The sequence below is a fragment of the Robinsoniella sp. RHS genome, from assembly GCF_001029355.1.
In the GTDB taxonomy this organism is placed as follows: domain Bacteria; phylum Bacillota; class Clostridia; order Lachnospirales; family Lachnospiraceae; genus Robinsoniella; species Robinsoniella peoriensis.
This window is the reverse complement of the sequence record NZ_JNGB01000146.1, coordinates 1-14,155: the sequence shown is the minus strand read 5'-3', so window position 1 is coordinate 14,155 and position 14,155 is coordinate 1. Positions and strand designations below refer to the sequence as shown.

The following is a 14,155-nucleotide window of genomic DNA, read 5'->3' as shown; positions in this document are numbered from 1 at the left end:
GTCGATCACATCACTGCCTGAAATCTTATCTGTTAAATCTAATAACATGTCGTTGGACATATATCTGGAACTTTCGTTAGAGTGCATCCAGAATACATCCGGTAATGTTCCGCCCTGGGCACCTGCTTCTAACAGTGTCCAATACTCGTCCCAGGTTACTACCTGAAGGTTTGTCTTAATTCCGGTCTTTGTTGTGAAGTCGCCAAGAATCTCATTGATACCCGGTTCCTGGTTTGCATCCCAGATCATAACGGATAATGTATCTCCGGAAGCAGTATTCTCTGATGCTGCTTCACTGTCACCTGCTGCCTGAGTTTCACCCGCAGCCTGTGTCTCCGGTGCTTTTGTTCCTTCCGTACTTCCGGAACCACCGCCGCATGCGGTAAGGGATAAAGCCATTGCTGCTGCCATAGTTAAAGTTACTACCTTTTTCAATTTCATACTTATTTCCTCCTATAAAAATAAATATTGTCTATAGTTCCAAATTTCTCACCATTTTTCATTCGGTGTTTTCTAACTTGTCCTTATTATAACAAATATGGTAAAATGTTAAATGGTTAATCGTAGTGTTTTTATGTCAAAATGTTATTTATCCATAATTAAACCTATTTTTTATGTGCATTTTGACCACTTAAAGGGTTTCCCTTTGAAATCCACAAAAATGTGCATTTGTTTTTTGCACATTATTGCTATCTTTTATATATTTTTTTGTGCATTTTTATATTCTAGTGCCATGTATATATCACATTTTTCCATGTTTTTTATTGTATTCCATGTATATCCGACATTTTTCCATAGCATTTTTATTGAAATTCTTCTTCATTTTACACAATCGAACAATATATTTTGACAGAAACGGCGCACGTCCTGATCACTATTCTAGCCAGATTCCAAAATAAAATACTTTATCATACTGTTTTTCCTCATATTACCTGCCATAATTTCAATTTCTGATTATAAACGGGACATATTATAGAATGTGTAAGAATATATCTTTCTTCAAATTAACATAGATTGTTTACAATATACCATTGCTATTTTACCAAATTGTACTTATAATTTTTGACAATGATTTGTAACATCTGCTATACTATATTTCTTATTAAAAATACAGTTATTCTGTATGAGATACCAGAAAGGTGGGACCATTTATGGGATTCTTAAACCCTGACAATTTTTTAAACAGATTTTTCGGTAAAGTAGGTGATATTATTACTTTGAATATCTTATTTATTCTCTGCTCCATACCGCTGTTCACCATTGGAGCATCGGCTGCCGCACTCTACTACTCCTGTATGAAGATTATAAAAGGAGATGAAACCGTGGCTCGAAAAGATTTTATAAAGTCTTTTAAAGAAAACTTTAAGCAATCGACTATTGTTTGGCTGGTATTTGTCGTAATTGCCGTAATGCTGATTTTTAATATACAGTTTTTAGTTACACAGCAATCCTCCTATGGAAACATCCTCAAATATCTTTCCTACGGTATATCAGCAATTGTCGTATTTGAACTGCTTTACATTTTCCCGGTTATCGGAGCATTTGCAAACACCACAAAAAACCTGCTGAAGAATGCATTTTTATTCACTTACATGCACATTCCTTCCACAGTAGTTATGGCCCTGCTATGGGTGATTCCATTAAGCCTGACATTTACGGATTTGAAACTGGCTCCATTATACTTGTTCTGTTGGTTTTTCTTTGGATTTGCTCTTTTAGCACTGATTTGTTCCTGGTTTTTTTATAGGATTTTTAAGAAATATCTTCCTGCAGAGGAAGATATAGAAACAGCCTGAATCAAAAATCTAAGAAATGAGCAATTACGATTAAAGGCTCTGGCATTTCACATCATGCCAGAGCCCTTTTTACGTAACCGGGTTATGAAACTTCTGTAAGCAGAATCTCCACAGCCTGATAATCACCACTTGTACGCGGGAATAATATACCACCGTGCATAAGGGCTTTACCGCTATGAATTTCATCGGTTCCATTTACACGGTAAATCTTATCCGGATCCAGACCTTTTAGCTTCACATGTATTCTCACCATGTTCGCTTTTGCATGAAGTACCACACCATGCAGAAGGGCCTCTGATTTATCTCCGGAAACGTATTCCCAGGCTGCATAATCATCCCGTTCAAATGGATTGGAAAGACGATAGTAATCACCATAGTGAATCACATCATAGTATTTTTTGAACCTCTCTATCTGCTCTGTTACCATCCCTTTTTCTTCATCTGAAAGCTTGTTCAAATCAAGTTCATAGCCAAAGCTTCCAGCCATTGCCACTACACCTCTGGTTTCAAAAGGAGTCAGCCTTCCCGTCTGATGATTGGGAACTGCCGAAACATGAGATCCTACGGAAGAAATAGGATATGCGAAAGATGTACCATACTGAATCTTAATTCTTTCGATGGCATCCGTATCATCACTGCACCAATACTGAGGTGAATAATAAAGCATTCCCGGATCAAAACGTCCGCCGCCGCCGCTGCAGCCTTCAAACAGCACATCTGGATATTTCCCTGTCAACTTTTCCAGAAGATCATAAAGTCCAAGAATATAACGATGTGGTATCTCTGCCTGACGGTCTTTTGGAAGGTCTGCGCTGTACAAATCACAAATGCTGCGGTTCATATCCCACTTTACATATTCTATATTAGCGCTGTCCAGAACTTTACTGATCTTCTCAAACAGATAATCCCTTACATCTTCTCTTGTCATATCCAGAACCAGCTGGAAGCGGGAACGGTTAGGCTTCCTGTCTGGCATGGTAAATGCCCAGTCCGGATGTGCCCGGTATAAATCACTGTCCTCGCTTACCATTTCCGGCTCAAGCCAGATTCCAAATTTTAATCCCAGGTCATTTACCTGTTTAACAAGTGGTTCCAGCCCGCCTTTTAATTTCTGTGTGTTTACATACCAGTCACCCAGTCCGGTATTGTCATCATTTCGAATACCAAACCAGCCGTCATCCATAACCAGCATTTCAACCCCCAGACTTGCAGCACCTTTTGCAATTTCCAACAGCTTTTCTTCATTAAAATCAAAATAAGTTGCTTCCCAGTTATTTAGAAGAACCGGCCTTCTCTGCTTCTTGTATTTTCCCCTGCATAAATGATTCTGGTAGGCTTTATGGAGTTTTCTCGACATTGCACCTAAGCCTTCCCCACTGTAAACCATCACAACCTCCGGGGTTATAAATTCATCTCCCGGCTGTAATGTATAAGCGAACTTCTGGCTGTTGATGCCCATAACTGCTCTCACCTGATTCAACTGGTCCAGTTCAATCTGCGCTTCAAAATTACCGCTGTAAACCAAAGAAATTCCATAACAGTTTCCGTAATCTTCCGTTGCCTCTTTATCACACAAAATTACAAACGGGTTGTGATGATGGCTGGATGCTCCTCTTGTACTGCCAACTGACTGGATTCCATGAAAAAGAGGAACCCGCTCCATCTGACGCTCCATGGCATGGCGCCCATGGAAATGCATCATATCCCAGTCACCATAGGGGAGATCCAGGCAGACAGAAGCTGCTTTTTCTAAGCGAACAGGCTCCTGATTCCCGTTTTTAATTTTCACTGCTCTTGTAATGATATCAAATTCTTCCCAGACACTGTAGTATAAAGTAACCTCCAGATCAGTAGCAGTGTCCTTTAATACAATTTCCAGGGTGTCCGCATCTTCTTTCTCACCATACATAGCCGGTAGTCCCTGGAGCGCATATTTTCCGGGTATTATGCGATAAGATACATAACGCAGGTCAGTTCCCCGTGTACCGTCTGCGTTCTCAACTTCAATACTGTTAATGCGGTAATCTCCCACTCCATTACTGGTATACTCCTGAGGCTGTACATCCAGTGAAAATGTCCGGTCTCTGCCTGTCTCATAAGGATTTCCTGCAAATGACACATCCCACATCTGTGCAAGATATCCCATATCTTCCTCATCTGTCTTCCCTCCATAATACTGATGAAGAAGTATCCCCCAAGCATTTACTTTCATCTGATAGGCAGCGCTATCAGTAGTTAAAGTAAATAACTTCTGTTGTTCATTTACTGCAATTCCCATATCTATTCTCCTTTTCCTCTAAGAACCTGTATAAAAATCATTAATGAAAACGGACTGTATATCGTGACAGATACATTTTTTATACGCTCTTGTGATTTTTTTAAATCTTATCATATATTATGATTGAAATGAATGGAGTTTTCACGCGAATATATGGGAATTTGTGAATTCCTACTCACAACTTGCAGGAACTGTGAAATAAAATATAAAATTTTCCTAAAATAGTTGCATGTGCAATCATTTTATGGTATTCTTTTTTTAGTTGCATGCGCAATCATTTGCACTTGCTTATCAGAACCAGGTCCTGTGCTCTGGCATTTCTGAAATATTTTTGAGAAAAGGAGATTGATTTATATGAACTATGATAAAGAACAACAGGAACTAAAGAAATTAACCGATCTATGCAAAGAAAATGGTAAAATCGACCTTGAACTCTACGAGAAGTACAACGTAAAAAGAGGCCTCCGCGATATTAACGGCAAGGGTGTCCTGACCGGTCTCACCAAAATATCGAATATTCAGTCTTCTATTGAAAAAGACGGAAAGAGTTATCCTTGTGAAGGGAAGCTTCTGTATCGTGGTGTAAATGTACAGGATCTCGTTCAGGGCTTTATTTCAACAAACACCTATGGATATGAAGAAACAGCTTATCTTTTAATTTTCGGTAATCTGCCAAACCAGAAACAATTGGATGATTTCAAGGAATTACTCGGAAGTTATCGTACACTTCCAACAAATTTTGTCCGTGACGTTGTAATGAAGGCTCCAAATAAAGACATGATGAATTCCCTTGCCAAGAGCATTCTCACACTGTCCTATTATGATCCGAAAGCGGATGACATCTCTGTGGAAAATGTACTGCAGCAGTCTCTGAAGATCATTAGCGTCATGCCTATGCTTGCCGTCTATGGATACCATGCTTTCAATCATTATGAGTGCGACGAAAGTTTGTACATACATCAGCCGGATCCGACCCTTTCCACTGCTGAAAACCTTTTAAGACTGCTTCGTCCGGATAAAAACTATTCTGACCTGGAGGCTCGTGTCCTGGATCTTGCTCTAATCCTTCACATGGAGCATGGAGGCGGTAATAACTCCACCTTTACCACTCACGTAGTTACCTCTTCCGGAACAGATACCTATTCCGCAGTTGCAGCTGCCCTGGCTTCCCTGAAAGGACCAAAACACGGCGGTGCAAATATTAAAGTTGTAGAAATGATTCAGAACTTAAAAGAAACCGTCAGTGACTGGACCGACGAAGATCAGGTACGTGACTACCTTGAAAAATTAATGCGGGGTGAGGCATTTGACCGTAAAGGCTTGATCTATGGTATGGGACATGCTGTTTATTCCATTTCCGATCCAAGAGCACAGGTGTTAAAATCCTTTGTTAAGCAGCTTTCCGAAGACAAACATCGGGAAGAAGATTATAAATTATACTCCATGATCGAGAACATGGCTCCTCGCATCATCGCCGGAGAACGGGCAATCTACAAAGGTGTCAGCGCCAATGTGGACTTCTACAGCGGATTTGTATACAGCATGCTGGATATCCCGGAGCAGCTCTTTACCCCTATATTTGCAATTGCCAGAATTGTTGGTTGGAGCGCACACCGCCTGGAAGAGTTGATGAATATGGGGAAAATTATCCGTCCCGCATACAAGAGTGTTCTGGATGACGGTGATTACATCCCGATGAGCGAGCGTAAATAAAATGAATACCGATGATGATATTATTTATCCTATAAGCCGGCTTGCATCATCTCTGTACCGCTTGAGCCAGCGGTATTATGACCGCGAGCTGGAAGAAATAGGAATCAGCGGCGGCCAGCAATTTTTTCTGCTGCACATAGCTGACCATGAAGGTATCAGTATATTAGATCTGGCCGGAACCGAACACTTTGACAAAGGAACAACTGCCAGAGCCATTCGGAAACTGGAAACACTCAAGTATGTTGTTCGTGAAAAGGATAAATATGACAGAAGGATCAGCCGCCTTTTCATTACCTCCCATGGCAGGGACGCAATCCAGAAACTTTATGAAGTTCGAAAAAAATGGAACCGGATTCTCACTGAACACCTGACCGATTCAGATGCCCGGGAAGTAGAACGAATCATGAAGATTCTAATAGACAATGCCTGGAATTATCTGGAGGGCCCAAATCCTGCTAAATAATAAAGCCATTTATTCAAAAAACTCCATAGCCCATTTTTTCAATGGGTTATGGAGTTTTTTATTCCTTCCTGATCATTAGCTATAAGCCATTTTCAAACAGGCTCTAGCATTTCACGGAAGCGAATTTTAATATATGCTTCGATCTCCTCGACACACTTATCAAATCCCAGTTTACTGCTGTCCAGACACAAGTCATAATTTCTTGCATCATTCCATTCTCTTCCCGTGTAATAACGATAATAGTCACCACGGTATTTGTCCGTTTTGGCTATAAATTTCTCCATTTCCTTCCATCCAAGGGAGGACCGTTCCAAAGCTCTCGCCATACAATAGGTCTTCGGTGCATGTACGAACACACTGACAACATTTGGATTGTCCCGAAGAACAAAGTCTGCACATCGTCCGATCATGACGCAGGATTCTTCCTGTGCCAATTCCTTAATTACCTTTGCCTGGTAATTGAATAAATTGTCATTGGATACAAAATCATCACTTTCCGGCGGAATCAGCTCTCCTTTATAAACCTTTTTTGTGATTCCAAACAGCGGACTGCTTTTTAACTTTTCATCTGCCTGGTTAAACAGTTTTTCATCAATACCGCTTTCATCGGAAGCCATTCTTAAAATCTCCCTGTTATAGCAATTGATACTGTTTTTCTTGGCAAACATCTCACCAATTGTCTTTCCGCCGCTGCCATACTGCCTTGCAATCGTTACTATTACATTTTCCATAAGGACCTCCTTTTTTGCCATCTCTTAAATATCATTGGCAATCCCCGCCAAGCTGCCCGGACAGGCACGATAGTTCGGCCTTTTACTCTCCAAGATACGCTTTCTTAATGGAATCATCCATCATTAAAACAGATGCTTCTGCTTCTTTTACAATATTACCTGTTTCCAGTACATATGCCCGGTCGGCTATAGACAATGCCTTTTTTGCATTCTGTTCTACCAGCAGTACGGTTGTGCCGCCTGCGCTGACTTCTTTGATAATATCAAAGATCTCATTTACAAAAATAGGTGACAGCCCCATAGATGGCTCATCCATTAAAATTATCCTGGGATGTGACATCAAAGCGCGTCCCATTGCAAGCATCTGCTGCTCTCCACCGCTAAGGGTTCCTGATAACTGATTCTTTCTCTCTTCCAAACGGGGGAATCTCTTATAAACCATATTCAGGGTAGATGCTATCTCTTCTTTATCTTTTCTCGTATAAGCTCCCAGAATCAGGTTCTCATATACACTCAGGTCTGCAAAAACACGGCGGCCTTCCGGCACATGAGCCATTCCCAGCGTTACAATTTTATGTCCGGGCAGCTTCGTAATATCCCTGCCTTCAAATTCAATCTTACCTGCTTTAGAAGGAATCAATCCTGTGATCGTATGAAGTATTGTAGTTTTACCGGCACCGTTTGCTCCGATCAGTGCAATAACTTCTCCCTCGTTTACTTCAAAGGAAATACCTTTAATCGCCTGGATTACACCATAATTTACTTTCAGGTCAGTAACACTTAACATAGCCATTGTAATCCACCTCCTATTCGCCCAGATATGCTGTGATTACTTTCGAATCATTAAGCACATCCTCAGGTTTTCCATTTGCAAGTTCCGTACCAAAATTTAATACATACAGATATTCACAGATTCCCGCAACCAGCTTCATATCATGTTCGATCAAAAGAATTGTAACATGAAACTTTTTCCGGATCAGCTCTATCGTATGCATTAACTCTGCTGTTTCATTTGGGTTCATCCCGGCAGCCGGTTCATCCAGCAGAAGAAGTTTTGGTTTTGTAGCCAGGGCCCTGGCAATCTCCAGCTTCCTCTGTTTTCCGTATGGTAAATTTGATGCCAGAACATCAGCATATTGATCCAGTTCAAATACTTTCAGGATCTCCATGGCATGTTCATCCATTTCTTTTTCTTTTTTCGCAAAAGATCCCAAATGCAGGATACTTTCAGCAAGGGTATACTTAATTTCATTATGAAGGGCCGCCTTAACATTGTCAAGCACCGACATCTGGGCGAACAGACGGATATTCTGAAATGTCCTTGCAATACCTGCCTGGCAGATCTGATCCGGCTTCAGCCCTACCAGACTTTTCCCGTCCAGGGTAATCGTTCCATCCGTCGGAAGGTATACTCCGGTGAGCAGGTTGAATGCCGTTGTCTTTCCTGCACCGTTTGGTCCGATCAATCCAACCAGGCTGCCCTCTTCAATACTCATATTCAAGTTATCTACCGCCCGAAGTCCTCCAAAGGAGATACCCAGGCTTTTCACTTCTAATAATGCCATACTTATACTCCCTCCTTCCGGACTTTGTCAGACTGCCGCATGTTTCTCTTTTCCATCATCATTTTCTTGAAGGAAGAATTATTAAACAGCATAAGCGCAATCAGTACAATCGAATAAATCAGCATTCTGTAATCTGCAGCGCCGCGGAGTAATTCCGGAAGTGCTGTCAGTATCACGGCTGCAATAATAGAACCTTTAATATTTCCCATGCCGCCGAGTACTACCATAACCAGAATCTCAATAGATGTGTTATAATCAAAATTAGCCGGTTTCAAAATACCGATATTACCTGCATATACAACACCGGCCATACCAGCCAGGAATGCAGCCACAACAAATGCCATAATTTTGAATTTACTGACCGGAATACCAACTGCCTGGGCAGCCACATAGTTATCTCGTACTGCGCAGATAGCACGTCCATGTCTGGAATTAACCAGATGGGCTACTACAATAATCACAATCATCGTCAATATAAATACCACTGTGAAGTTTCGGTATGTAGTGTTTAAAGGAATCTTGGAAAGACCTTTTGCACCACCTGTAATTCCAGTCATGGAGTTAATAATTGACTTGATAATCTCACCAAATCCCAGAGTTACAATTGCCAGATAATCCCCTCTCAGTCTGAGAACCGGAATACCAATTAACAAACCAAAGAGAGCCGCACAGATACCGCCTACCAATAGTCCAAGAATTAGGCTTACCAGAGATGGCAGATTCTTCGTGCCTATCATGACAAGCGCTCCGGTATATGCCCCAATCGACATAAAGCCGGCATGCCCAAGGCTTAATTCACCTAAAAACCCAACTACCAGGCAAAGTGATACAGCCAGCATGACATAGGTGCAGATCGGGATGATCAGGGACATCATCTGGCGGCTCAATACTCCTGCATTAACCAATACCATAACGACAGCATAAACTGCAACTGCAATCACTGCATTTATAATTAATTTCTTCTTGTCTTTCATGATCCCACCTACACTTTCTCAATCTTCAACTTGCCAAGCAAACCTGATGGCTTCACAAGAAGTACGATAACCAGAACGCCAAATACAATTGCATCTGCCAGCTGTGTGGAAATATACGCTTTGGAAAGACTTTCAATCACGCCCAGGAGAATCCCTCCAAGCATTGCGCCAGGAATACTTCCTATACCGCCAAGTACTGCAGCTACGAAAGCCTTTATTCCCGGAAGAGCTCCCAATGTGGGCAGCAGTGTCTCATATTGTGCTATAAATAAAATTCCCGCAACTGCTGCCAGCGCAGATCCAATTGCAAATGTCATAGAAATTGTTTTATTTACGCTGATTCCCATCAGTTCTGCAGCACCTTTATCTTCCGATACCGCACGCATCGCCCTGCCGGCCTTTGTCTTGTTAATAAATGTTGTCAGGGCAATCATACAAACTGTAGTTACAACCAGAGTTACAATTGTAATTCCGGAAATGTTAAGCGAACCAATCTTAACAGAGGGAACTTTAATAATCGAGCCAAACGGAATCGGGGTTGCCTTAAAGATCAGCAATGCCAGATTCTGCAGCAGATAACTGACACCAATGGCTGTAATCAATACAGCCAGCGGCTGTGCATTTCTCAGAGGCTTATATGCCACTTTTTCAATTACAACACCCAGGACGGCACATACTATTATTGTCAATAAAATGGCTGCAACCGGGTTCAGATGCAGCAATGCCACAAATACATACAGAGAGTAAGCTCCTACCATAATAATATCGCCATGGGCAAAGTTAATCATTTTCGCAATACCGTAAACCATCGTATAACCCAGAGCAATTAAGGCATAGATACTTCCTGTTCTCAAACCATTAATTAATTGTTCTAAAATATTGTTAATCAGGTCCATTTCTCTCCACCTTTCTCAATTCATTAGTTATCTAAACTAACTTTTTTTATTGTAATATAATTAAGATGTGCTTGCAAGAATTATCGAGAAAAAAATGAAATTTACCATTAATTTGTCGTAATAAATATGCATTTTTACCCTGTAAAGGGATATTTCCTCCAGATCACATCGAATTTCTCCCGTCGAACAAATGTCTGTCTGCAGCAAACACTCATCTGTTAAAAAAAGAAGACAGCTTTTCCTCACTGTCTTCTTTTTTCTCAGAGCATATTCTATATTGCTCTCTGACAACTGTGCGTCACACTTTGCTGGAGATTCATTCCAAAGGAAGGACACATTTTCTAAAGATACTGATGCCAAAATGTGCGTTCCTTAGTTATCTGTATACTTATAAGCTCCGTCTTTTACTTCCACGAATTTAACTGCTTTAACTGCAGATCCAGCTGCTTCAAAAGTCATACCTTCACCGGTCAGTCCATCAACAGAAATTTCAGGCATAGCTGCAATTAAATCTGCACTTTCAATGGTTCCTGCTTTTTCCATTGCTGCTTTGAATGTATATACTGTATCGTATGCATCTGCTGCGAACTGGTCAGGAGTTGCTTTATAAGCATCCTGATAAGCTTTTACGAAATTCTGAACTCTGGCATCATCTACCGTTGCACAGAACGGGCTGGAGAAGATACATCCTTCTACGGTAGATTTATCTGTTACTGTGTCTAAGACACCGTCCCATCCGTCAGAACCGATAAACTGAACGTCAATTCCCATATCAGCTGCCTGTTTTGTAATATAAGTTACATCCTGATAATACGCTGGAACATAGATTGCATCTGCATCTGTTCCTTTAATTTTTGTCAGCTGAGTGTTAAATTCAACATCATTTGTCTGGAATGCTTCGCTGGCTACAATTTCCGCGCCTTTTGCCTTTACTTCTTCTTCAAACGCAGCTTGAAGTCCTGTACTGTACTCATCCGCTGCATTATAAATAACTGCAATCTTCTTTAATCCAAGTGTATCTACAGCGTAGTCTGCCATAGCCACACCCTGTGCCTGGTCTGAGAAACAGATACGGAAAGCATTGTCATTTGCAATACATCCGTCTGCTGAACCGGAAGGTGTGATCTGAAGGATACCATCCGCATAGGTCTGATCAACAATCGCCATACAAGCTCCGCTGGTTACACCGCCCATAACAGCATTGATTCCCTTATCCATTAAGGAATTGTATGCCTGTGTTGCTTTGTCTTCTGTTGCTTCATCATCTGCGAATTCTAATGCAAATTTATAAGTTTTATCACCAACTTTTACTCCGCCGGCTTCATTTACTTCTTTAATAGCAATTTCAGCACCCTGTTTTACACTGGTTCCGTAAGATGCTGCTGCTCCTGTAAGAGGTCCGATACCCCCGATTAAAAATGTCTCTGCATCGCCTGTATCTGCAGCCGCTTCATTTCCTGCTGCCTCTGTTGTGCCTGCAGTTCCCGCTTCCGTTGTCTTCGTATCACCGCCGCCGCAGCCTGCCAATGATGCAGCCACCATAGATGCAATTGCAATTGCACTCAAAAACTGTCTAAACTTTTTCATAATAATACCTTCCTCCTTTTGATCTTTCCCGAAACACGCATTCAGGTTGACGCTCCCTCATGAAAATCCAGGGACTTTGCGTATAATAATACCTCCTTATAAATTCTTTGTCAATCCCCATTTTACCGTGTATGCATGAAAATAAATCCCTGTTATCTGCATGTCCCGCTCTGGTGTACAAACGTACCAAAATTCGTCCGCACAGCCCGGATTAATGAATTTTTTCGTGATACCTCTTAATTCCACTATCTTATTTTCCTTTTTATGTTATAATTCATTTAAATACAAAAATTTAAGAATATTCACCCCCAGAAAGGAGATTCTTCCCCTGATGAAGAAAAAACTGAAATGCATATGGAAAGCTCTTGGCATGGAGCTGAGAGAACACAAGAGTTCATTTTTGGTCTATTTTGTTTTACGGGCACTTGTAATTATTATGATGATTATGCAGCTCTTTAACCAAAACTATGAAAATGTATTCCTGTGCGTACTTACCCTGCTGCTTCTCGTAATTCCAAGTTTTGTCCAGATGGAGTTTAAGATCGAGCTCCCGACAGCTTTAGAGATTATTATCCTTCTCTTTATATTTGCAGCCGAGATCCTTGGAGAAATAAAATCATTCTATATCCGCTATCCAATGTGGGACACCCTTCTCCATACCATGAACGGCTTTCTTGCTGCGGCAATCGGTTTTTCACTGGTGGATATACTAAACCGGAGTGAAAAAGTTAAATTTGAGCTGTCTCCTATTTTTATGGCATTGATTGCCTTTTGCTTTTCCATGACGATCGGCGTACTTTGGGAATTTTTCGAATGCGGTATGGATTTGTTCCTGGGCTTTGATATGCAAAAGGATACCATTGTAAACAGTATCTCTTCTGTTATGCTGGATCCCAGCGGAGGGAATACGCCATACACCATAGACAATATTACCAGTGTTATTATTAATGGTAAGGACCTTGGTCTGGGCGGTTATCTGGATATCGGTCTGCTGGACACTATGAAGGATATGTTTGTAAACTTCATTGGAGCTGTAGTCTTTTCCATTATCGGATTTTTCTATGTAAAAAATCGTGGCAAAGGTAATTTTGCCCGCCGTTTTATCCCACATCGCAAAAAAGCTAATGCTGATTTTCTACAGATTGCGGAAACTGAGGAAAACGAAGAAAAATAACTCCCAATGGCATTTGGAATGAGAACACCTTATTCATTGGAAAAAGGGCAGTGAAAGATTTGCTTATTACGGTAAATCTTCCACTGCCCTCTTTATATAATAACTGATTAAGCTTCCATATTATCCGTTCTAACCATACGGTATCCGATTCCAATATGGGTCTGGATATATTTTGCATGTTCCTTATCCGGTTCTATTTTTTTACGCAGGGTGGCCATGTATACCCGCAGGGATGACAGATCACTCTCCAGTGCATTTGTCCATACTTTATCCAGTATATACTGATGTGTCAGGACTTTCCCCACATTTTTAGCCAGCAGGCAAAGCAGGTTATACTCCATTGGCATCAGATGAATCTCCCGGTCACCAACTTTTACAGTCGCCGAAGAGTAATCGATCTCCAGCTCACCATTTCGGAAAACCGCTTCTTCTACATTTCCCTTTGACTCCAGATATTGAATCCTTCGCAGTGTAGACCGCAGTCTGGCCAACAGTTCTTCTACACTGAAAGGCTTGGTAAGATAATCATCCGCTCCTGCATCCAGTGCCTTGATCTTATCTTTATCATCGTTTCGGGCGCTGATCACAATAATAGGCGCCACAGACCAGGAACGTATTTTTTTAATCACTTCGATACCATCCATATCCGGTAGTCCCAGATCCATAAGAAATATGTCTGGTTTGGCAGATACGGCGCTCATGATTGCCTGGGTGCCGTTCACGGCTGTCTGATATTTATAATTCTGAGTCTCCAGAGTTGTTGTAATAAGGTTTCTGACTGGTGCATCATCCTCAACTACCAGTATCTGTGGTTTTCCATTAATCATGTTAGGTGTACCTCCTCCGCTTTTAGCGTAAATCTGAAAATAGTTCCATGGGGTATGTTGTCATGTATGGTGAGATCTCCTGCGTGGGCAGTAATAATAGACTTACATAATGCCAGTCCCAGCCCCATACCTCGTCTTCCATCCGCCACAG

14 protein-coding genes are annotated in these 14,155 nt (G+C 41.2%); 4 read left to right on the top strand and 10 right to left on the bottom strand.

Annotated elements, in window-relative coordinates; genetic code table 11:
• The coding region (locus tag RHS_RS26450; protein ID WP_047834852.1) for an extracellular solute-binding protein at positions 1-441 on the bottom strand (441 nt) is incomplete at its 3' end.
• Between the two features lie 710 nt (positions 442-1,151).
• Here RHS_RS26450 and RHS_RS26445 point away from each other — a divergent pair.
• Entirely contained in the window at positions 1,152-1,796 is a 645-nt protein-coding gene (locus RHS_RS26445) for a YesL family protein (protein ID WP_047834851.1), read from the top strand.
• Between the two features lie 82 nt (positions 1,797-1,878).
• Here RHS_RS26445 and RHS_RS26440 read toward each other — a convergent pair whose 3' ends face one another.
• Positions 1,879-4,074 carry an alpha-galactosidase gene (locus RHS_RS26440; protein ID WP_044297418.1) on the bottom strand — a complete coding sequence of 732 codons (2,196 nt, stop codon included), beginning with the start codon at positions 4,072-4,074 and terminating at the stop codon, positions 1,879-1,881.
• A gap of 354 nt (positions 4,075-4,428) precedes the next feature.
• On the opposite strand from RHS_RS26440, the gene RHS_RS26435 reads away from it, so the two are divergent.
• On the top strand, positions 4,429-5,787 hold the full coding sequence (locus RHS_RS26435; RefSeq protein ID WP_027295132.1) for a citrate/2-methylcitrate synthase: 1,359 nt from the start codon (positions 4,429-4,431) through the stop codon (positions 5,785-5,787).
• 1 nt (position 5,788) lies between these two features.
• Complete coding sequence (locus RHS_RS26430; protein WP_044289528.1) at positions 5,789-6,250, top strand: MarR family winged helix-turn-helix transcriptional regulator; 462 nt, start codon at positions 5,789-5,791, stop codon at positions 6,248-6,250.
• 92 nt (positions 6,251-6,342) lie between these two features.
• On the opposite strand, the gene RHS_RS26425 is transcribed toward RHS_RS26430, so the two are convergent.
• The 6 genes from RHS_RS26425 to RHS_RS26395 all read right to left on the bottom strand — a co-directional run bounded on the left by RHS_RS26425 (position 6,343) and on the right by RHS_RS26395 (position 12,003).
• Positions 6,343-6,981, bottom strand: coding sequence for an AAA family ATPase (locus RHS_RS26425; RefSeq protein ID WP_027295134.1), 639 nt, complete (start codon positions 6,979-6,981; stop codon positions 6,343-6,345).
• A gap of 82 nt (positions 6,982-7,063) precedes the next feature.
• On the bottom strand, positions 7,064-7,774 hold the full coding sequence (locus tag RHS_RS26420) for an ABC transporter ATP-binding protein (RefSeq protein ID WP_044297415.1): 711 nt from the start codon (positions 7,772-7,774) through the stop codon (positions 7,064-7,066).
• A gap of 13 nt (positions 7,775-7,787) precedes the next feature.
• Positions 7,788-8,546: an ABC transporter ATP-binding protein gene (locus RHS_RS26415; RefSeq protein WP_044297413.1), complete on the bottom strand. Its 759-nt coding sequence runs from the start codon at positions 8,544-8,546 to the stop codon at positions 7,788-7,790.
• A 2-nt stretch (positions 8,547-8,548) separates the two neighbouring features.
• The gene (locus RHS_RS26410) at positions 8,549-9,520 is read right to left on the bottom strand and encodes a branched-chain amino acid ABC transporter permease (protein WP_027295137.1); all 972 of its coding nucleotides are present in this window, start codon (positions 9,518-9,520) and stop codon (positions 8,549-8,551) included.
• An 8-nt stretch (positions 9,521-9,528) separates the two neighbouring features.
• Entirely contained in the window at positions 9,529-10,416 is an 888-nt protein-coding gene (locus RHS_RS26405; RefSeq protein ID WP_330373895.1) for a branched-chain amino acid ABC transporter permease, read from the bottom strand.
• A gap of 372 nt (positions 10,417-10,788) precedes the next feature.
• Positions 10,789-12,003, bottom strand: a complete 1,215-nt coding sequence (locus RHS_RS26395; RefSeq protein WP_044297409.1) for an ABC transporter substrate-binding protein — start codon at positions 12,001-12,003, stop codon at positions 10,789-10,791.
• Positions 12,004-12,334: 331 nt separating this feature from the next.
• Between RHS_RS26395 and RHS_RS26390 the strand changes: the two genes are divergently transcribed.
• Entirely contained in the window at positions 12,335-13,177 is an 843-nt protein-coding gene (locus RHS_RS26390) for a hypothetical protein (protein ID WP_027295140.1), read from the top strand.
• A 107-nt stretch (positions 13,178-13,284) separates the two neighbouring features.
• Here the strand turns inward: RHS_RS26390 and RHS_RS26385 are convergent, their stop codons facing one another.
• Positions 13,285-14,004 carry a response regulator gene (locus RHS_RS26385; protein ID WP_027295141.1) on the bottom strand — a complete coding sequence of 240 codons (720 nt, stop codon included), beginning with the start codon at positions 14,002-14,004 and terminating at the stop codon, positions 13,285-13,287.
• On the bottom strand, positions 14,001-14,155 hold a 155-nt coding region (locus RHS_RS32060), incomplete at its 5' end, for an ATP-binding protein (RefSeq protein ID WP_395023577.1). The genes RHS_RS32060 and RHS_RS26385, both read right to left, overlap by 4 nt.

Excerpts from the sequence above, each read along its gene's own strand:
- RHS_RS26445 (WP_047834851.1), top strand. The coding sequence starts at position 1,152 with ATGGGATTCTTAAACCCTGACAATTTTTTAAACAGATTTTTCGGTAAA.
- RHS_RS26440 (WP_044297418.1), bottom strand. The coding sequence starts at position 4,074 with ATGGGAATTGCAGTAAATGAACAACAGAAGTTATTTACTTTAACTACT.
- RHS_RS26435 (WP_027295132.1), top strand. The coding sequence starts at position 4,429 with ATGAACTATGATAAAGAACAACAGGAACTAAAGAAATTAACCGATCTA.
- RHS_RS26430 (WP_044289528.1), top strand. The coding sequence starts at position 5,789 with ATGAATACCGATGATGATATTATTTATCCTATAAGCCGGCTTGCATCA.
- RHS_RS26425 (WP_027295134.1), bottom strand. The coding sequence starts at position 6,981 with ATGGAAAATGTAATAGTAACGATTGCAAGGCAGTATGGCAGCGGCGGA.
- RHS_RS26420 (WP_044297415.1), bottom strand. The coding sequence starts at position 7,774 with ATGGCTATGTTAAGTGTTACTGACCTGAAAGTAAATTATGGTGTAATC.
- RHS_RS26415 (WP_044297413.1), bottom strand. The coding sequence starts at position 8,546 with ATGGCATTATTAGAAGTGAAAAGCCTGGGTATCTCCTTTGGAGGACTT.
- RHS_RS26410 (WP_027295137.1), bottom strand. The coding sequence starts at position 9,520 with ATGAAAGACAAGAAGAAATTAATTATAAATGCAGTGATTGCAGTTGCA.
- RHS_RS26405 (WP_330373895.1), bottom strand. The coding sequence starts at position 10,416 with ATGGACCTGATTAACAATATTTTAGAACAATTAATTAATGGTTTGAGA.
- RHS_RS26395 (WP_044297409.1), bottom strand. The coding sequence starts at position 12,003 with ATGAAAAAGTTTAGACAGTTTTTGAGTGCAATTGCAATTGCATCTATG.
- RHS_RS26390 (WP_027295140.1), top strand. The coding sequence starts at position 12,335 with ATGAAGAAAAAACTGAAATGCATATGGAAAGCTCTTGGCATGGAGCTG.
- RHS_RS26385 (WP_027295141.1), bottom strand. The coding sequence starts at position 14,004 with ATGATTAATGGAAAACCACAGATACTGGTAGTTGAGGATGATGCACCA.